Source organism: Nocardioides sp. NPDC087217 (genome assembly GCF_044744805.1).
Lineage (GTDB): Bacteria > Actinomycetota > Actinomycetes > Propionibacteriales > Nocardioidaceae > Nocardioides.
The window spans coordinates 613,658-632,399 of the sequence record NZ_JBIUZB010000003.1; the positions used below are offsets into that span (position 1 = coordinate 613,658).

Below are 18,742 nucleotides of genomic sequence, written 5' to 3' on the forward strand. Positions count from 1 at the left end.
GCTGACCAGGCAAAACACCAAGGTCAGCGGCTCTCGTCATTTCGATCCAAGGCCGTTTCTCCCGGAATTCACCCGGTTTTAGGGCTCGGAGTGGACTCCTTGAAGAACTTCTCAAGGGTCTCGGCGACCTTTGGTGCCTCCGTGTTGAGCCCGACGTAGAACGTCTCTGTCGTGGTCTGGCTTGCGTGGCCGAGCTGCTCCTGAGCCGTGCGGAGGTCGTACTGCTCGGTGAGCAGCTTCGCCACGGCCTTGCGGAACGTCTTGAAGGTGACCCAGGCGTACTTGGTCCCTGCCACGGCGGAGACCCAGCGGCGCCGCATGTTGGAGTACGGGATCCAGGAGCCGACGCGTGAGGGGAAGACCGCGTCGATGGGGTTCGGTCCGGTCTGGTTTACCTGCCGCTCGAGGAGCATTGCAACGAGCGACCCGGGGATCTCGACTGGGCGCTCTGACGACTCGGACTTCGGGTACTCCTGTCGGTAGACCCCGAGACCCTTTTCCTGCTTGATGGTGCCAGTGACTTCGAGGTACGGACGCGGTGCCAACAGGTTTACGTCCGACCACCGAAGTGCGAGGAGCTCGCCAGGGCGAAGGCCGGTCACCACTAGCAGCATGACGAACAGGAATAGGTCGTCCGTGGCCTTGGGGCCGGGGCGGTCCTTCGTCTGCCACGCTGTGATGATCCCGCGGATCTCGGCAACCTGGGCCGCTGTCTCGATGCCCTTGACCTTCCGGCCGCCTGACCTCTTGGCGTTGACCTTGGCTACCGCGTCGACTGGGTTCGTTGCCAGCGCGTCGTGGCGGATAGCAACGTCGAATAGTTGGTTCAGGTGCTTCCGGAGAGCCTTGTGGTCCAGGCCGGCGGCGATGTGCTCCTTGATCACTCGGTCCACCCGCGCGGTCTTCGCCTCGCGGATCAGCCACTCGCCCATGTAGGGCTTGATGTAAAGCCGTGCCGACGACTCGTAGATCCGCATCGTGCTCGTCGAGAGGTTGCGGGTTCGGCATTCTTCGAGCCATTCATCGACAAGAACGTGGATCTTCGTGTCAGGAGTGATGCCATCGGCCCCCACGCCGGAGGCCGTCTCGAACCGAAGGCGAATGTCCTCAAGCAGCGCGTGGCGCGCGGCCTCCCGCGACGGCCCCGACGCAGATACCTCGCGAAGGGCGCCGTCGAAGTCGCGCACGTTGCACCGTGCGCGGTACGGGTTGCTGCCACCCGTCTGGGCGGTCGGCCTATCAAACCGGATCTCGCCATGCTGGCCGATCGGAATACGGCGGCGGGCCATCAGTCGGTCTCCTTTCGCTGGTTCTGGATCACGGTCATGCGGACTCTCGCGTGTCGAGCTGAGATGCAAGCCACGCTTCAACCTCGCTGCGCTGATAGCGAAGGTCGTTGCCGACCTTGATTGCTCGCGGGCCGAGACCGCGCGTGCGCCACTGATAGAGAGTCCCCCGCGGCTTGCCAAGCCATAGGGCGAGGTCGTCGATCGTCAAGAGCGGCTCGAACATTGGTGCTCCGGTGGGGTCGATCGGCACCGATGACCGCGGGCTAGACGGTGCAGGCGAGGCGTCTACAGATGATGACGCAGAGCGGAGGTGTCGCGCGGACTTCGAGGGGCGTCCCATCGTTGGTGCTCCTTGTGTTTGGCGAGTGCTGCTGGACCATGCGGGTGTTGCTCTACGGGGCGAGGGCGGGAATCAAACCCGGAAACCCGGAAACCCGGAATTAAGGGGATGACCTGGCGAAACGTCGCCGGGTTAGTAGTCATTAACTTTGGTTCCAAACCCGGAAACCCGGTGATTTGCCGGGTTTCCGGGTTTGCATCCGTTAACCCGGGACTCAAACCCGGAAGTTAAAGCCCCAGGTCAACCCTTGTTTTGCCGGGTTTCCGGGTTTCCGGGTTTGGTTTGGAGGTCTCAGAGGAGTTTTTGGGTCTGGTCGGGGTGTGGTTTGGGGTCTCCTTCGCGTTCGATCCAGTAGGTGCGGGTGTTGGTGGCGGGGTCGATCTCGGAGCGCAGGACGATGTCTCCACGCCATCGGCCGATCTGTCCGGAGAGGCGTTTGCCGAGGGCTTTGACGGTCAGGGGCCGGCCTGAGGTGGTGGTGGGGAAGGTGCCGTCCCACGGGTCGGGTCCCACTTCTGGTTCAGCGCTTCGCCGCAGCTCGGCGGCGCCGACGCGGCGGGGCATGAGTCCGGCTCCGGGGACGTGGACGTTGGGCATGACCTGGGACCACTGGAGCAGGAAGGCGCGCCATTCGGCTTGGTCGTCGTCGAGCTCGCGGGACTCTTCGGCGTTGGCGAGGAACCCGGCCACGCCGTGGTGGGCGAGGAAGCCGCCGAGGTGCTGGGCCCACTTGGTGAACTGCCGCATCGCGGGCACGTCGTAGGAGGGCTTTGCCCCGGCGTGGGTCCAGTCCAGGATCAGGATGAGCAGGTGCCGCAGCACGGTCGCCTGGTTGGCGGGGTCGAGGATCCAGGTGTCCAGGTGCGGGATGCTGAACCCGGTGCGGGCCTCGGGCCGCGGACAGTCCGGATCCAGGCGGACCCAGACTGCGCGGGAGGCCATGTCGCCGCCGGTGCGGAGGTTGTTGCCGGTGGCCAGCCACAGGCGGTCGTTCTCGGCGACGGTGGCCGAGTTGGTGCCCAGGCGCCGGTCGGTCCAGGTGCGTTCGGTGACCAGCCGGGCGAGCACGGCGGAGTCGATCGTGCAGCCCTCGACGAGGTTGTCGAAGACCACCACCCCGGCCGGGTCACCGAGCACGGTCGTGATCGACTTCCTGAGCTCTTCCTCGGAGTCGGTCCAGGTCAGCACCCGCTGCCCGACCAGCAGCCCGACGCACGAGGTGAGGATGGTCTTGCCGGAGCCGGGCATGGTCGCATCCACGACGCCGAAGGGGCACAGGGCGCGGTTCATCGGCCGCAGGATCGGCGTGGCGAGGAGGGCGAGGTAGTTGGCTTTGTCGGCGGGCGTGCGCCAGGGGAAGTCGCGCAGGAACGTGCCTAGCAGGAACTCACGGGACTCGGCGACCTGCTCGGAGGTGGGGGCCTCGGGGATCGGGCCGGTCTGGATCCGGCCGGCGAGGTAGTAGCCGGTCGCGGGGTCGTAGCCGGGCTCCTGCAGCAGCGTCCCATCTGGCCGCAGGACCGGGGTGGAGATGACCTTGTGCAGCACCGGGAGTCCGGGCCAGGTCTGGCGGGCGAGCACCGCGCCGAGCACGGCGGCCGTGGGGGTGACCTCCTCGTCATAGGTGCCGCCTCCTCCGCGTTTGTTCGCGGTCTGGAAGACCTCGACCTCCTCGGCCAGCAGCCGGGCCAGCAGCGAGGGACGCAGCACGGTCGGGCGGACCGGGAGGGTCACGTCCTCGTCACCAGCAGCGACCTGCGCGGTGCCGGAGACGCGCTCGAGGACGACGGGGGAGCCCTCGTGAACGTAGGTCTCGGGCAGGCACCGGCCATCGATCTCGCGAGCGAGTTCACGGATCGCGTGCGGGTCAGACCCGATCTTGATCCGGCGACGCCCGCCGGGCACGGAGTGCAGGTGAGTGGTGTGCTCCTCTCGACGGAACGGGCTACGGGAGTGGTTGGCGTCTTGGGGCTCTTGGTCAGCAGTGGTCACAGTGATTCCTCCGAGTCGGAACTGGTCAGGCGAGGGCTTCGGCAACGGCGGCGATGAGGTCGCGCGCGGCTGGTGGGGTGACGGCGTTTCCGGCGAGCTTGACCCGCTCGCGGCGGGTGCCGGCCCACTGGTAATCGGTGGGGAACGCCATCCCGGCGGCCACCTCGTGAGGTTCGAGCATCCGGAACAGGCAGTCGTCGACCTGGGCCTCAGCGGCGGTGATGTCGCCCGGGGTGAGGACCGACATTTGGGCGGTGGTGGTCAGGGTCCGCATGTACTCGGCTGCGGGGGTGGTCATGCGGTGCTCGGCGCCGCCGTTGGTGCCGAAGTGCCGCGTGATCAGGGCGTGCCGATCGCGGGTGGTGACCGTGCCGAGCGGGTCATTGGCGGGCTTCGCGGTGTGGCTGGTGCCGTAGTAGGGCATCACCAGCCCGTGATGGTTCCCCGAGGCCGTGAACGTCGCTGCGGGGTCGGCCACCAGGCGGGCGGTAGAGCCGCCGCCGCGCAGCTCGGCGATGAACGGCTCCGGAGCAGGGGCCGCGGTGGTGACCAGTGCGGTGGTCTCGCGGGTGGTCATCGTCCGGTGCGCCTCGGTGGTGGGACGGGCGGCGTCGCTCCAGGTCCCTCCGGCCGGGACGCAGAGCGCGTCGAGGTGGCGGCTGGTCTGGGTCCGCAGGGTGTGCCCGGTGGTCTTGATCCGGTCGCCGGCGCGACCTTCGAGGGGGACCACGAGGGCCTTGGTTTCTTGGGTGTGGAGGGTGCGGAGGGTGTCGTACATGGACCATGCGCGGTAGTAGCCGTTGGGACTGCCGTGCGCGGGGTGTTTCGGGTCGGCAGCGTCGTACTGGTTGCCGCCGTGCTCAAGGTGGAACGGCGACCAATACCGGGCGATCCCGGCCGCGATCCGCCGCCGCGTCTTCTCCGCGAGCGGCTTGGTGCGCTCCCCGATCCGGGTGCCCTGAATGGTCCAGTCGATCGCGGCCGCAGCAGGGAGGTAGCCAGGCTCCACAGTCGTGCCGCAGGCGTTGTGAACGTAGACGTACTGGGAGCGGTACTTGCCCACGGTGCGGCCGTTCTTCCACGCCTGGCGGGACTCGACGACCTGGTCGCACTTGGGGCACCAGGCCAGCGGCCGGAGGACCTTGTCGATGTTGGGCACGCGGGTGCCTTTGAGCCAGCACACGATGTAGAGCCGGTCTCTCGACTGCGGGGCCGGGTCGCCGTGGGCTTGGGCGTGCATGGAGTTGAGGGAGACGACGCGGAAGTCGTAGCCGAGGTTGCGCAGGCCCTTGCGCCACAGCGTCCAGGCTTCGGCGTAGCGGGGGTTGGTGGCGATGTCGACGACGTTCTCGATGATCATTGCCCGGTAGCGGTGGTGCTCGGCGAACCGGAGCACATCGAACATCAGCAGCCGGGAGCGCTGCACGATCGCCTTCTCCGGGTCCTCATCGACCAGCTCGGGGTCGAGCAGGTCGAGGAGGTCGGTCTCCATCGAGATCTTGGCGTACTTGTTGCCCGATGCCTGGGACCACTTGGTGCACTCCGGGGAGGCCCAGAGGATGTCGGTGCGGGGGAAGTAGCGCGGGTCCTCCTGGTGGAGGTCGACACAGGCGTGGTCGGCCTCGGGGTGGTTGGTGTTGTGGACCTCGACGGCCAGGGGGAGGTGGTTGGCGGCCATCCGGATCTCGACACCGGGCACCGAGGCTCCGCCGGTCGAGGAGCCTCCGCCGCCGCAGAACAGGTCGGTCATCGTGGGCATCAGGCGGCCTTCCTCGAGTTGGGGGTGCGGGGGTTGGCGGCTCCGGCGTGGAACCCGGAGCGGATCGTGTTGTCGATCTCGTGGGGGTTGCACTCGCAGCCCGGACCCATGAGCGAGTGCGCGGCGGTGGTGAGGGCGTCGTAGGCGGTGTGCTCGTCGAGCACGCCCCCGGCGATGAGCTGGCCGAGCGACTTCGCCGAGACGAACAGGCGCATGTTGTGCTGTTTGGCCGGGGCGCTGGCGACGTTGGCGGCCTCTTGGGTGACCGCGCTCTTGACGTAGGCGGGCAGCCGGTCGGTCGCGGCCGGGATCCTCGTTGGCCCGGCCGGGGTGGGGCGGTGCTGGCAGCCGAGGAGGTCGAGCAGGAACAGCGGCAGCGGGGCCGGTGGCCGGTCCTCGACGACCGCGTAGCAGCTCGCACCGGTGCCGGTTGCGATGATCGTCGGCGGGGCGACGACGTAGCCGCCGTGGGCGCGGGTGTCGATCAGCCAGCCGATCGTTCCGGCGGTGTTCCCGAACCGGGCACCCTCCGGGGCTCGGTAGTAGAGGTGGGTGCCACCCGAGGGCGTACGCACCGTGAAGGTCGGGGTGATCGTGCCGCCGCGGGCTCCGGCGATGTGGTCGAGGACCTCGACCCCGGTGGTGATCCCGAACCGGTTCCACGGCTCGGGGATCTCGGTGTCGGGCTTGGCGGTGTCCAGATCGACCACGATCAGGCTGGAGGGGCCGCAAGCGATCCCTAGGCCGTAGGTCGGGGCGTCGTCGGACCAAGCGCGTCGGATCCGGGTCTCGTCGGTGGTCGCACGGGCATCCCAGCCGGCGTGGCCGGTCTTACAGCGGGGGTCGGTGCCTGTGCACTTGTTGGCAGCGTGGTTGGGGCGTGCGGGGCGTTTGGTGTTCGGCAGGAGCGGGAACACGTGCCAGCCACGGGCAGCGGCGGCCAGGGCTCCGGCGAGCATCGGGCGGGTCTGGGGTGCGGCGTACATCAGGCGGCCTTCCTCTCTCCTCGGGCATTGCGGGTGCGGCGGGCCGCGGAGGTGGCCTTGGTGGCACGGCGGGCCTTCTGGCGGCACAGGTCGCTGCAGTAGATGGCGTGGGGAGTTGGCCGGGTGAACTCTTCGGAGCAGCCCGGGCAGGTGCGGCGGGTCGGCGCTGGGGTTCGGGCGGCGCGCTTGAGGTTGGTGCGTTCGCGCTCGGTCAGGCCGCCCCACACGCCCATGACGGGGCCGAGGGACAACGCCAGTGCGAGGCAGTCGGGTCGGACGTCGCAGGCGGCGCAGACGTTCTTGGCGGCCGCGGGGCTGCCGCCGGGCTCGGGGAAGAAGATCTCGGGATCGGTCTGCGGGCACAGTGCGCCGGGCAGCTCACCGGGGTGGATGGCGGTGGTGTCAGGCGACGTCATCGCGGTTCGCCTCCTTGGTCCAGCGGTAGACGGTGCGCTCGGTGACGCCGAGCAGCTCGGCGACCTCGGGCACGCTCATGACTCGGCGCAGCTCGACGGCGGCACAGGCGGGGTGGACGTGGTTGCCGTCGTCCTCGCCCAGGTCGGTGACGCAGATGGCGCACAGCCCGGTCTCGGCGTCGTCCGGGACTGTCTCGATGTCGTGGGTGTCAGGGATGACGGTCAGGGCTGGTGTGGCACTGACATCTGGGGTGACATCCGAGGTGACGGTGAGGTCCGGGGCGGTGATCGCGTGGGGCCGGTTGTCAGGGTCGGTGTCATCCTCGGTGTCAGGCTGGTGGTCAGGGTTGCTGGCAGGCTGGTTGCCGAGCAGCTCGCGGTAGGCGACCGCGCCGGCGGCGTGCTTCTCGGCCGAGGTGGTGAGGCGTTTGGCGGCGCGGTTCTCGGCGCGCTCGACGGTCACCTTGATCTCGGCCAGGGCGTGCGTCCTGGCAGCGAGCCGGGCGGACTCGCGGTAGCCGGTGATGGTCTCCATGTGGGCGGCGTGGCGGGCCTCGATGACGGCCAGGGCGCGCTGGTCGCGGATCTCGGCGGTCCGGGCCCGGATGATCTCGGCGGTCTCGGCTGAGACGGTGACCTGATCCCGGATGCCGTCAGCGACCAGCAGCAGCGCAGCCATCGCCGGAATCGCGGACCATGGGCCCATGTGCCCGACAGCAGCGAGCAGGACCGTCGAGACGGCCACAGCGACCACGGTGGCGGCCCCGAAGCCGTAGGCGGCAGCCCGCTGGCCGGACTTGTAGGCGGCGATCGTGGTGTGCCCCAGGGCGGCCCACACGACGTCGGCGGCGAGGGCGACCGCGACGCCGACAGCGGGTGCGGCGGCACCGGCGGCGGGGATCATCGCGGCGACCTGCGGCGCGATGGTCACGGCGACCTGGACGAACCCGACGCCGGTCATGCCGTAGCCGACAGCAGCCAGGCCAGAGAGGCGGCTGGAGAGGGGTATGGGTGCGGTGTTCATGGTGTGTTTCTCCTGGTCAGACGGTGTTCCTGAGGTGTTCTGGACATGGGTCGGGTAGGGACCTGAGTCAATGGGCGACTCAGAGCCGGGCGACGAGGTGGCTACCAGCCGGGTTTGTTCGGCTTGGTGTCTCGGGACGGGAGGATGGTGGTAGAGGCCTCGGCGTGGACGCGGCGGGCGAAGTGGTAGAGCCTGCGTCCGGTGCGGAGGTGGGTGCCGACGCCCTTGCAGCGGCGACACGGGCGGAGCTTGTTGAGGATCCCGGTGGTGTGGTGGCCGGTTCCCTCGCAGCGGCGGCATGCGGTGAACGGGAGCGTGGCGCAGATCGAGGCGTAGATCCCGAGGCCGGCCAGGGCGACCAGGACGGTCGCGGTAGCGAGCGTGAGCGGTGTCATCGGATTGGTCTCCTGGAGGGTTTCGGGCGGGTGCGGCCGAGGGGTCGCTACCGCTACTTTCGAACGTGTGTGCTGGTCAGGGCGGGGTTTGGTGGTAGCGGGGTGGGTAGCGGGGCCGCTACCCGTAGCGGGGGCGTTACCTCCCGCGCTACCTCGGTTCGGGCTAGCTGGCATCTCCAGCGAGGGTCAGTGCCGCGATGGCCAGGGCGGTGATGTGGGCGGTCTGGTCGACGTGGGCGGCTCCGCCGTGCTCGGCGAACTGGGTCTGTCGGGCCAGGCGCATCCACGCCTGAACGCCGGTACGGCGGTCGATCGCGGCATGGGTGATCGCGATCCAGGCGAGGGTGCCGATCACGCCCCACGGGCCGATGTGGAGCCCGAGGAGACCGATTCCGGCGATGAGGGCCACTCCGGAAGTGAGGACGTGCGTGGTGGCGTGGGAGAGGTTCGCGGCCACCCCAGCGGCGGACTTCTCGGCCTTGTGTGCAGCCTGGTGGTCGGTCTGGAACGGGTAGTCGGCCAGGAGGTGGGCGACGTAGAGCAGCACGAAGATGGTGGCGAACATGTCAGGGGCCTTTCAGTTGTCGCTGGCGGTCTCGGCGCCGGTGTTGGCCTGGGTGCCTTGGGTGGCCTCGTCGCGGGTCGTGCGGAGCTGGACCAGGTCGGTGCGGCGGTAGCCACGGCGGACCTCGCCGGTGATCTTGACGTTGACCGAGGCGAGCCCGGCTGCACGTGCCATGTCCGAGAGCGCGGCCGCGGTGAGGTGGGGGTAGGCCTCGGGCCAGGTCTCGGCCAGGGCCTCGGCGGCGGTGTCCCAGTGCTGGCCGTTGGATGCGGCGACCTCGGTCAGGTCGGCGAGCAGATCTCGGGCCGGTGCGGTCTCGATCGGGGCACCGACGACCTTTCCGCCACGCAGCGACGCGGATCGGGCGACCATCCCGGCCCAGGCCTCGTCATCGGGGAACTGAGAGCGGACCGCGACCGGGGCAGCGCCGCCGGTCATGCAGCCCCATCCGGCGTCGAAGACGGGTCGGTAGACGGTGCCGGTCAGGCCGCGCTTGTAGGCGCCGGTGCCGAGGATCATGTCGTTCTCGACCTGGCCAGCGACCGAGAGGCACCAGCGGTTGGTGACGCAGCGGGTGATGCCCGGCGGCAGGCTGGACTTGTCGGGGATCTGGGTGGCGAGGATGACGCAGATCCCCAGGGCGCGCAGGCGCTTGATCGCGCGCTCGAAGTCGCCGGCGGCGTCGGGTGAGTAGAGGAACAGCTCGTGGGCCTCGTCGATCAACACGCAGACGGGGTGCAGCCCGGAGCCGGGCTTGGCGGCCAGCTCGGGGGTGACCTTGCCCTGCGGGGCCTCGCCACGCTTACGGGCGGCCAGGATGCGGCGGCCGCGCTTCTCGGCCTCGGCGACCAGCCAGCGGCCGATCTCGACACCCTTGTCGAGGGCTTCCTCATCGACACCACAGACGTAGGTGGAGCACTGGTCCTCGAGGTCGAGGAAGTCACCGGTGCCCTTGAACTCGGCGATCTTGAGTTCACAGGTCGGGTCGAGCATCGCGATCCCCAGCAGCGCCCGGGCAGCGTAGGACTTACCCGACCCGGGCTGGCCACCGATCAGGTAGGAGCGCTGGAACAGGGTCGTGGTCACGGGGCGGCCACGCTCGTCGGTACCGAACTCGGCCTCCTCGAAGAACGACGCCGAGGCGGTGTCGCCGGCCAGGGACCAAGTCGGCTGGCCGGTCTTGGAGGCGGGGTGGTAGCCGACCCACAGGTCGAGCTGGCCGGGGTGGTCGGGGCCGGCGGCCGGCCAAACTTGGTCGACCGGAAGCCGCAGCGCAGCCGCGAGGGCGTCACGCTTCTCCAGCACCTTCACCGCGGTGACACCCTCAGGCAGGTTCACGCGGGCCAGCCAGCCCGGGCCGTCGCGGTGGATGCCGGGGTGGCAGAACTCGACCTGCTCCGGTCCGGTGATCCCGCGCACCGCGAGGGCGACCAGGGCGTTGCGGACCAGGTCACCGGTCAGTTTGGTGAACTTCCGCCCCGAAGCGACGCGGCCCAGGATCGGCTTGTCAGCCGGACGGCCCAGACGGGCGAACAGCAGCACCAGACCGACCAGGACACCAGCAAGGACCGGTCCAGCAAGCAGGCCGGTGGTCAGCAGGACCGTGACCAAGACCAGCAGCGCGGCCGACGCGATCGACAGTGCCCACATCCGGCCGCGTGCCTCTCGTGCCCGGACTTTGTTCAGGGCCTGCCAGGTGTAGGCGTCGTTCGAGGCGGCGGCTTGCTGCCGCAGCTCGTAGTTGCCCTCCTCAGCACGCACCCACCGGGTGACCCGGCCGGTCACCCGGCCGACGCCGACCAGCGAGTAGCCGAGCGTCTTGGTGGCATAGATCGGCGTACGCACGGCGTGGAATGCGGTGTAGTAGCGCGCAGTCGAGACGGCCTGAACCGCGGCAGCCTTGCGGGCTTCGGCAGACCGCAGCCACGGCGGGATCACCGGGGCACGATCACCGGACGCCCGGTCCGGCGCGGCCCAGGTCAGCGACGACTGAAGGTCGTCCGGTTCGCCGGACTCGACCAGATCCGTCGACTCGTCCTCGTCGGCGGCGGTGACGCGGTCGAGCTGGTCAACCACGGCGAGGACGGTCCCGTCGACCACGTCGACGCGCTCGGCGTCGGCGCCCCGGTCGAACGGGATCACCTCACCGAACTCGCCGGTGTCATCAGCACGATCGGCGAGGCCGATCTCGTTGCTCTGGTGCTCAGTCACTGTTCGGTTCCTTCCTAGGTCCCGTGTCATCTGGTCTGGTTCAGCAGGTGGGTCAGGCGGTGATGGACGACCGCCAGGAGCCGTTGTTTCGGCATCGACGGCTCGACCTGCTCGGCATCCAGCAGGACCACCACGGCGGCCAAGCCCTGGGTCATCTGTCCCAGCCGGTCGCGCAGCAGGTAGAGCTCGCGGCGGTACTGCTCGCACGCCTGGCACCGGTCATCGCTCACTCAGCCGGCCAGTCGGAGATCGGCGGGTTCCATCAGGCCACCGCCTCGGACCAGACCCGCTGGGTCGTGGTGATCTCGACCCACACCTCGACCTCGGTCGAGGCGTTCGGCTCCCAGCCCGCCCACCTGTGGCGAACCAGCAACCCCAGACCGTCCTCGGTGTCGGCGGTCATGTGCTCAGACAGGTGCATGAACTCAGCCAGCTTGGCCGCAGCCTCGTAGCCGGCCGGGCGGATCGCCAGCCGCACCATCGGCCGACGACCAGCGGCGCCAATCGTCTTGGCGGACTCCAGGCGCGGCTCGGCGTCGACCGAGAACCCGTGCATCTCGACGTTCGGGAGGCCCTCGAGGAGGGTGGCGACCCAGGTCAGATCCCAGGACTTCGCGGCACTCATCGCGCACCGCCAACAGCGCCGGTGATCGTCTGAATCGCAGAGGCCGAAGCGGTCTCCAGCCCAGACAGGATCGGGCCACCGATCGAGGTCGAGGCCAGCGACAGACCCAGCAGCATGCCCAAAAGGACAACGCCAGGGGTGGCCGGTCCCCACTTGACCGCGACGAACGCCACGATCGCGAAGATGATGAACAAAGGTGCGGTAACCATGACGGTTCCTTCCGAGAATCAGGCAGCCTCAGCCGCGGCGGCCGGGCTCAGGTTGGTGATCATGTAGACGGGCGCGGGCTTGATCGCCGCGTCGTGGTTGGCCTCCTGAACCAGCAGGGACAGCAGGGCGCTCATCGCCCGACGGTGAGCCCGTCGAGCCAGCACGTCTGCTGGATTGGCCAGAACGCGGCACTCCGCGTCGACCAGATCGACACCAGCCGTGATCGAAGGCATCTCGGCTTCGATCGCTGCCAGCTCGTCGAGCGTGGGTTCGCGCTCCAACATCTCTAGGTCCTCTCAATCGACCACAATACAGCGTTGCGCTGTATTGTCTAGCCCGCTACCCTCAGTTGGGCGGCGGTTCTTGCTCGACATAGACGCTAGGAGCGGTTTCGCCCGACAGCCCGGAGAAAAATTCCGGGGTTGATACCTCTCGGGAGGCGAGGGTTGGGGCCATGCGAGGAATGACGACACAGCTCACGCTCGGAGAGCGGATTGCCTGGTACCGCCAGCGCCGAGGCCTTACGCAGGAGGTCATCGCCGGCCGCGTCGGTAGAACGGTCGACTGGCTCAGCAAAATCGAGAACGGCCGAATGGATCTGGACCGGCTCTCGGTGCTCAGCGCACTGGCCGAGGCGCTCGACGTTTCGCTAGCCGACTTGATCGACGAGCCGCGCCTGATGGAGTGGACCGAGGGCAGCGGCCAACAGACGGTCCCGGCTCTGCGGTCGGTCCTCATGGACTACCGACAAGTCACCGGCATGAACATCGGCACGGAGCGCGATCACGAACCGATGAGCCTGGATGGCCTCAAAGACTCGCTGGATGACCTCTGGGACGGCTACCAGCAGGCCAAGTTCGGGTACGTCGTCAGCCGCCTCGTCGACTTCATCCCAGAGGCCCGCTATTCGATGAGCTCCGAGGCCGGCGACGCTCGTCGCACAGCGTCGGGACGACTCGCCCTGGCGTACCAGTTGGCCGCCACAGTGCTCACCAAACTCGGCGAGGCCGACCTTGCGTGGAACGCCTCCAACCGGGGTATCGAAGCGGCTCACCAGAGTGAGAATCCGGTGGTCATTGGCTCGCTGATGCGATCGGTCGCACACTCACTTTTGTCGACCGGCTCCTACGCGGAGGCGGTCAGCCTGACGAACCACGCTGCTGAGTTCCTGGAGCCCCACCTTGTAAAGCCGGGGGCAACGCTTTTGTCGGTGTATGGCACCGGGCTCCTCGCCGGATCGATGGCGGCGGCGCGTAACGACGACCGTTCAACTGCTCGCGACTTTCTCGATGTGGCCGAGCGCACGGCGGCGCGGCTCGGACGTGACGGCAACTACCTCTGGACGGCATTCGGTCCGACCAACGTCGGAATGCATCGCGTCTCGACCGCGATGGAACTCGGTGACGTTCAGCAAGCCCTGAACTTGGGGCCATCCCTCGACACGTCCGGGGTCACAACCGAGCGGCGCGTACGTCACGCGCTTGAGGTTGCACGAGCGCTGAGCACGGCCAACCGCCGCGACGAGGCGCTGGTCGAGGTTCTGAGGGCTGAACAGCTTGCCCCTGAGCAGGTTCGATACCACTTCCTCAGCCGCCACCTAGTCCAGACCTGGGTCCGGACCCACAAGGGCAAGCCGAGCCACCAACTGAAGGGACTCGCGGATCGACTCCGCGTGGCCTGAGTGGGAGCGACTACTCCTAGGGTGGGTGTATGACGACCCCGCCGATGGCCAAGCCGCGCGTCGCTGCTGGCGCACTGTTCTTTGATGCCGCCGACCATGTGCTGCTCGTCAAGCCCACCTACAAGGAAGGATGGGAGATCCCCGGTGGATACGTCGAGCCAGGCGAGACACCCATCGGTGCATGCCAGCGCGAGATCAAGGAAGAGCTAGGCCTGAATCGCCAGATCACCAAGCTCCTGGTGGCTGATTGGGCACCCTCAGAGAAGGAGGGCGACAAGATCCTGTTCGTCTTCGACGGCGGAACGCTCTCGCAGGCAGAGCGCGATGCGATCGCGCTGCCTCCCGACGAGTTGGAGGCGTACGGCTACTTCCCCAGTTCTGAGTTGCCCAGTCGGCTGATTCCTCGCCTCTCTCGTCGAGTTCAGGCAGCAATCGACGCACGCCACGACGCGCAAGTGGCTTACCTCGAGCATGGGGTGATCACTCACGCGGCTGATCTGGAATGGTGGACGACGGAGGACGTTGCGAAGCACCTCAACGTCGCGGCATCCACGATTCGCGCATACGCTGCCCGCGGTCAGATGCCCAGCCCCGGGAAACATGTGGGCCGCACAGCGCTCTGGCATCCGGATGCCATCAGTTCCTGGAATGCAGAGCGCTCCCGCAAGAGGTCGTAGATTGCATGAATCGGGCTGCACGAGGCCGGAGACTCCGAACGTCGAGGCGGTCTAAGCCGTCGCTCTCCCGCAGGCGTCGCCGGCCGATGGACACACACTTGGGGCGGCCCGACTGGGTTGGCAACTCGGTGACGATGGTCGGCACGTCGGCGGCGTCACCCCGGAAAAGGGCGGCGGCTGCCAGCCCGCGCAACGATGCGCGTTGGGCGAAGGCGATGACCCTGCGCATACCCCGCGGCCCCATCGGCGATCACTTCCAGACAAGCGTGTTCTCGCGCGATTCCGCCTCCGGGTCCGCCTCTCTCAACCTATGCTGTCGGCGTGCTACCCCATGCCCGCGACGAGGTTCAGGCGCTGGCAGACAACTGCGCCGTAGTGTCACTGGAGTCGAACAACGGCTGGGACGTAGAGCAATGGCACCTAACCGACGACGATGTGACCCGTGCTGTCGCCGCCTACCAGGCAATCTTGAGCATCAGCCTCGACGACGAACTCGATGCGCTGCTCGTCGAACTCGAGATCGATCGCCTCGGCCCGCCGCCCGTCACGAAGCAACACGCCAAGGTCGCTCGTGCCGACGCGATCGAGTTGGTTGCTGCAGCCACGGTCGTCTCCGTGGAGCAGACGCACCTCGACAATCTGTACATGCCCAACGTCCCCAAGATGTCCGAGGCCAAGAGCGACAGCGGCATCGACGTCATCGGTGTGGAACTAGATCCCACAACCACTGGACCAATCGTCGCTGGCGAGCGGCTCATCCTGGTCAGCGTCAAACACACGATTCAGAAACACGCTAGCGGGATGCGCGACTTGCTCGAAAAGTCCGTGGATGATGATCTCACACTGGCGTACTTGTACCGACAACTCATAACCGTCAACGGTCGAATGAAAGAGCAGGGGCTCGGTGAGGGGGCCAATCGGGTAATGCACTTTCTCGGCCAGGTCGGAACGCCGAATGTTCGCATCGTTTGTGTTGGCGCAGCTTCCCCCACCCCAGCCTGCAACCTAGACGACCAGCCTTCGCTGCTATCGCCTTCAAATAAACCCGACGCGCATTTTCGGATGCTCTTTGTGCCTGGCCTTGAAACCCTCCATGACCAGCTGGTTCCGAAGTGAGGGCTCCAGATTACTCGGTATCGCGTCGGCAGTTGCGTCGAGCGCGCATTCAAAGCGCGCTCACGATGCCCCGGCAAGGCGTTAACGCGAGGGCCCATCGAGACCACCTTCTCGAACTTCTTGCCATCGACCGAACCCGCGACCTCTCGTTTAGTTCATTGGCTGAGGTTCAAGTTGAAACAATCGTCAGTATTGCGTTAGCCGATGTCCCCGATGAACCTGAAGACCGCGTCTTCATCCTGCTTGAGTGTTTGACTCTACTGATCCGCGATGGGCAGTTCGCTCGGGTCAAAATCCTCGCAGCACGACTACACGCCGGTGCGGCGAACATATCGCCGGATCGCCAGTACCTGCGTTTAGGTCTAACGGCGCTAGGCCAAGCCTTGAGTGGTGCTCCGGCTGCCGCACGAAGCGACCTTGAGCGAGGCTTAGGGCCTGGGGCGCCAGCGTCGACCTCCAAGCTCGTCAACGCCACCCGGCGTGACCTCGCTGTAGCAGGGGCACTTCGCGCTGCCGTGGTTAGGGATGACATTGACTACGCTGTCAGGGCGCGAGACTTACTGATTCGCTTGGGTGACAATGGGCTCGGAATCGCAATGCTTGACACGACCATTGCCTGGTATGAAGCACATAAGGCGGCGAACCCGCTATCTGTGCTTCAGGGCGCTGACCCTACCTTCGAATCGGAATCGCTTGCCACCTATGTGCAGCGACGCGACGTCGACGTTCTTTTTCCGGCGCAGATCACCGCGATCGAAGCTGGTCTCACGAGAGACGGAGATCTAACCGTTTCTCTGCCAACGTCGAGCGGAAAGACCCTTCTAGCGGAATTCAAGATCGCGGCAACACTTGAACGGCATCCCGACGCAACAGTCATCTATGTCGCTCCGTACCGCCTCTTGGCGCGCCAAGTGACTAGAGCTTTCGAACGATACCTCGGGCCGAGACTCCGCCACACTGTCCAAGACCTTGGCGCTGGGTACGACGTCGACTCTCCCGAAAAGTATGGCAATGTGCTGGTGTGCACGCCGGAACGTTTGGACGCGTTGATTCGCACGGCCGCCTCTGATCCTAAGAGTAGCGAGACGCTCGAGCGGTGCAAGTTGCTAGTGTTCGATGAAATGCACTTAATTGGCCGTACCGGCCGCGGGCCTCGCTTCGAACTGCTTCTTACCCGCCTTCGACTGCGTTTCCCGAGCATGCAGATTCTTGCGCTGTCTGCTGCCAGCCAGGGAGTGGACGACGTCGCCGATTGGCTCACACGCGGACATGTTGTCAGAAGCGGTCGGCGACCCACCGGAACCATCGAGGTTGCCTGGGAGACAGACGGCGCCTTCGTCCAGCGAGTCGACAAGCACACCCCAACCGCCGTTGCGGAGTTGGCGCGGACTGCGAAGCCAATCGAGGATGCAATTCTCTTGGTCTCGCGGCTCTCCAGTGAGTACCGCCCGGTACTTGCTGTATGCACACAACGGGCATATGCGGAAAAAATCGCGACCTCACTGGTGGAGAACGACCCCACTGGGAATCGAATTTGGCTTGACGCCCTTCCCCCGGGTGCCATCGAGCAACTTAATGATGCCGTCGAAGTTGTCTCATCGATGATGGGCCCCCACCACCCCTTGACACACTGTCTCCGCAACGGAATCGCGTTTCATCACGCAGGGGTGCCGTCGATGGTTCTCGGCTTGATTGAGGACCTCGCTGCGAGCCGCATCCTACGTTCGGTGGCGGCGACGACAACCGTTGCTGAAGGAGCCGACCTTCCATTCAGGGCAGTCGTCATCCCCCATCTCAATTTCCAGGGAGGTACCGGGAAGCTCGAGCGCGATCTGTACCTGAACATTATCGGAAGAGCTGGACGCGCCAATATTGCGATGGAAGGGGTCGTCTTCATCCTTGGCTCGAAGGCGGCCACACTGCAATCGCACATTCGCGGAACGCTCTGGACCACAGCCCAGACTGGAAAGGTCCGCGGTCAACTGAGCACGATCACCGCTAACCCTCAATCTGCGGAGGAAACAACCTGGTACGGCGAGTTTGAGTCCCAGGTCGTGGGTTGGCTGGGTGACGGCGACAGTTACTACCCGGACCAAGCGTCGCGCCTCGCCGCGGCTACCTTCACGTTCCAGACCGGCAACTCATCGCATCGACAACACGTTCAGGACCTCACCCAGGATGTGTTGGAGTCCCTCGAACGAGACGGGTTCGCCCTTGCAGCCAGCCCGTTCCGGCTGACGGACAGAGGCAAGCGAGCTCGACTAACGGGCATGAGCACGGGCAGCGTCACTCGCATTGAGGAGGCGATCGCGGCCGGCGTCGATGGCTGGCTACCAGCGCTAGTGGACAGCGTGGATCTGACGCTCGATCAGTGTTCGCAAGTCGCACGCACTGTGTACGAATCGACGGAGACGATGGCACAGACATTGTGGCTGCGACGCGAGCACAAGACCGAGATAGCGAAGTCCGCATATCTATCGTCCTTCGCCCAGAACGCTGCCGAAGAGCACGTCGAAAGCGAAATTTTCTGGGCGGAAGTCAATGCTCTCGCAATGTGGATGAGAGGCCTCGACTTCGCCTCAATTGCCGAAACGATGCCAACCTTCGGTCGACAAGGGTTGTTTGGGAGCAACAATCAGTCCGACAGAGTTTCTGATGTGGCTGAGTACGTCTCTAAGGTTGGCTATCCAGGCAGTTGGACGTGGTCGGCCGCGCACACGCTGGCTAACGAGATCTACGAATTATCTCTACCGACATGGATCGCCGGCGCCGTCGAGTACGGTGCATCGGACGAGACGGCAGTCACTCTAATGAGGGTCGGTGGGATCTCCCGGCCCGGGGCTCTTGCCCTTTCCGCCGAACTTGGGCCAGCATGGACGCTTGCGAGCGAGGTGCTGAAAGAAGATGACATCTACGACGCGACCCTCTCTGAAGTGGATCAGGACCGACTCGAACAGTTGCGGTTTCTCATTCGCGAACGAGACTAGGTGCTACTAGTCCTCGGGATCGTCGTCATCCCATACGTAACTGACTGCCGTCTCGTCGTCGTCCCGCCACAACTCGATCACGCCCATCCATGGCAGGTCGCCAAGTGACGGGAGTCCGAGCCATCCCAGAGTGCGAGTAGATGTCAGCTCCGCTGCCCAGATCAGGAAAACGTCGCGGCACTTCTCCACTTGTCGTAAGTGCGCGGGGCGCGGATCAGTCTCATAGGGGAGTGTCCCATCGCCACGCATCGGGTAGTAGACGGATTGGTTTCGCTGCGCTGCTGCCGCGCGGGACAGCGACGCAGACCAGTCGAAGTCAGCTTGGAAGTCAGGAGTAATGCCACTTTCGATTGGCGCCTTCACAACGCGCAAGCGGTACCCCTCGACGCGGACAACCAAGATCCCTGACTCCGTCTCAGCCATGCCAGGAGCGAACGCCTCAGCATGCTGCATTGCAGCTACAAGTCGG

At 66.1% G+C, this 18,742-nt stretch carries 18 protein-coding genes and 1 pseudogene; 4 read left to right on the forward strand and 15 right to left on the reverse strand.

Annotation, left to right across the window (positions count from 1 at the left end):
- Positions 1 to 68: 68 nt before the first annotated feature.
- The 14 genes and pseudogenes from xerC to ACIO3S_RS17320 all read right to left on the reverse strand — a co-directional run bounded on the left by xerC (position 69) and on the right by ACIO3S_RS17320 (position 12,096).
- Positions 69 to 1,289 carry a tyrosine recombinase XerC gene (gene xerC / locus ACIO3S_RS17255; protein ID WP_400465986.1) on the reverse strand — a complete coding sequence of 407 codons (1,221 nt, stop codon included), beginning with the start codon at positions 1,287 to 1,289 and terminating at the stop codon, positions 69 to 71.
- A 34-nt stretch (positions 1,290 to 1,323) separates the two neighbouring features.
- On the reverse strand, positions 1,324 to 1,629 hold the full coding sequence (locus ACIO3S_RS17260; protein ID WP_400465989.1) for a helix-turn-helix transcriptional regulator: 306 nt from the start codon (positions 1,627 to 1,629) through the stop codon (positions 1,324 to 1,326).
- 291 nt (positions 1,630 to 1,920) lie between these two features.
- Positions 1,921 to 3,621 (reverse strand): hypothetical protein, encoded by a 1,701-nt coding sequence (locus tag ACIO3S_RS17265; RefSeq protein ID WP_400465992.1) that lies wholly within the window; start codon positions 3,619 to 3,621, stop codon positions 1,921 to 1,923.
- A 25-nt stretch (positions 3,622 to 3,646) separates the two neighbouring features.
- A complete protein-coding gene (locus ACIO3S_RS17270; RefSeq protein ID WP_400465995.1) occupies positions 3,647 to 5,380 on the reverse strand; it encodes a DNA cytosine methyltransferase in 1,734 nt (577 codons plus the stop codon).
- On the reverse strand, positions 5,380 to 6,366 hold the full coding sequence (locus ACIO3S_RS17275) for a bifunctional DNA primase/polymerase (RefSeq protein ID WP_400465998.1): 987 nt from the start codon (positions 6,364 to 6,366) through the stop codon (positions 5,380 to 5,382). Before ACIO3S_RS17275 ends, ACIO3S_RS17270 begins: the two co-directional genes overlap by 1 nt.
- Before the next feature lie 176 nt (positions 6,367 to 6,542).
- Positions 6,543 to 6,782, reverse strand: a pseudogene (locus ACIO3S_RS17280) (WhiB family transcriptional regulator); the annotation flags it as partial.
- Positions 6,769 to 7,806: a helix-turn-helix domain-containing protein gene (locus tag ACIO3S_RS17285; protein WP_400466001.1), complete on the reverse strand. Its 1,038-nt coding sequence runs from the start codon at positions 7,804 to 7,806 to the stop codon at positions 6,769 to 6,771. The pseudogene ACIO3S_RS17280 and the gene ACIO3S_RS17285, both read right to left, overlap by 14 nt.
- A gap of 101 nt (positions 7,807 to 7,907) precedes the next feature.
- A complete protein-coding gene (locus ACIO3S_RS17290; protein ID WP_400466004.1) occupies positions 7,908 to 8,201 on the reverse strand; it encodes a hypothetical protein in 294 nt (97 codons plus the stop codon).
- A 163-nt stretch (positions 8,202 to 8,364) separates the two neighbouring features.
- Positions 8,365 to 8,766, reverse strand: coding sequence for a DUF3307 domain-containing protein (locus ACIO3S_RS17295; protein WP_400466007.1), 402 nt, complete (start codon positions 8,764 to 8,766; stop codon positions 8,365 to 8,367).
- A 12-nt stretch (positions 8,767 to 8,778) separates the two neighbouring features.
- Positions 8,779 to 10,977: a hypothetical protein gene (locus ACIO3S_RS17300; protein ID WP_400466010.1), complete on the reverse strand. Its 2,199-nt coding sequence runs from the start codon at positions 10,975 to 10,977 to the stop codon at positions 8,779 to 8,781.
- A gap of 26 nt (positions 10,978 to 11,003) precedes the next feature.
- Entirely contained in the window at positions 11,004 to 11,207 is a 204-nt protein-coding gene (locus ACIO3S_RS17305; RefSeq protein ID WP_400466013.1) for a hypothetical protein, read from the reverse strand.
- A 32-nt stretch (positions 11,208 to 11,239) separates the two neighbouring features.
- Positions 11,240 to 11,602: a hypothetical protein gene (locus ACIO3S_RS17310; RefSeq protein ID WP_400466016.1), complete on the reverse strand. Its 363-nt coding sequence runs from the start codon at positions 11,600 to 11,602 to the stop codon at positions 11,240 to 11,242.
- Positions 11,599 to 11,811: a hypothetical protein gene (locus ACIO3S_RS17315; protein WP_355018061.1), complete on the reverse strand. Its 213-nt coding sequence runs from the start codon at positions 11,809 to 11,811 to the stop codon at positions 11,599 to 11,601. The genes ACIO3S_RS17310 and ACIO3S_RS17315 overlap by 4 nt, the downstream gene beginning before the upstream one ends.
- Positions 11,812 to 11,829: 18 nt before the next feature.
- Positions 11,830 to 12,096 (reverse strand): DUF6284 family protein, encoded by a 267-nt coding sequence (locus ACIO3S_RS17320; RefSeq protein ID WP_400466019.1) that lies wholly within the window; start codon positions 12,094 to 12,096, stop codon positions 11,830 to 11,832.
- A gap of 179 nt (positions 12,097 to 12,275) precedes the next feature.
- Between ACIO3S_RS17320 and ACIO3S_RS17325 the strand changes: the two genes are divergently transcribed.
- From ACIO3S_RS17325 to ACIO3S_RS17340, 4 genes are all read left to right on the forward strand, one after another.
- Positions 12,276 to 13,493 (forward strand): helix-turn-helix domain-containing protein, encoded by a 1,218-nt coding sequence (locus tag ACIO3S_RS17325; RefSeq protein ID WP_400466022.1) that lies wholly within the window; start codon positions 12,276 to 12,278, stop codon positions 13,491 to 13,493.
- A gap of 29 nt (positions 13,494 to 13,522) precedes the next feature.
- On the forward strand, positions 13,523 to 14,170 hold the full coding sequence (locus tag ACIO3S_RS17330; protein WP_400466025.1) for an NUDIX domain-containing protein: 648 nt from the start codon (positions 13,523 to 13,525) through the stop codon (positions 14,168 to 14,170).
- A gap of 321 nt (positions 14,171 to 14,491) precedes the next feature.
- Complete coding sequence (locus tag ACIO3S_RS17335) at positions 14,492 to 15,286, forward strand: hypothetical protein (RefSeq protein WP_400466027.1); 795 nt, start codon at positions 14,492 to 14,494, stop codon at positions 15,284 to 15,286.
- Between the two features lie 596 nt (positions 15,287 to 15,882).
- A complete protein-coding gene (locus tag ACIO3S_RS17340; protein ID WP_400466030.1) occupies positions 15,883 to 18,273 on the forward strand; it encodes a DEAD/DEAH box helicase in 2,391 nt (796 codons plus the stop codon).
- Between the two features lie 6 nt (positions 18,274 to 18,279).
- Here the strand turns inward: ACIO3S_RS17340 and ACIO3S_RS17345 are convergent, their stop codons facing one another.
- Positions 18,280 to 18,696: a hypothetical protein gene (locus tag ACIO3S_RS17345; RefSeq protein WP_400466033.1), complete on the reverse strand. Its 417-nt coding sequence runs from the start codon at positions 18,694 to 18,696 to the stop codon at positions 18,280 to 18,282.
- Positions 18,697 to 18,742: the final 46 nt, after the last annotated feature.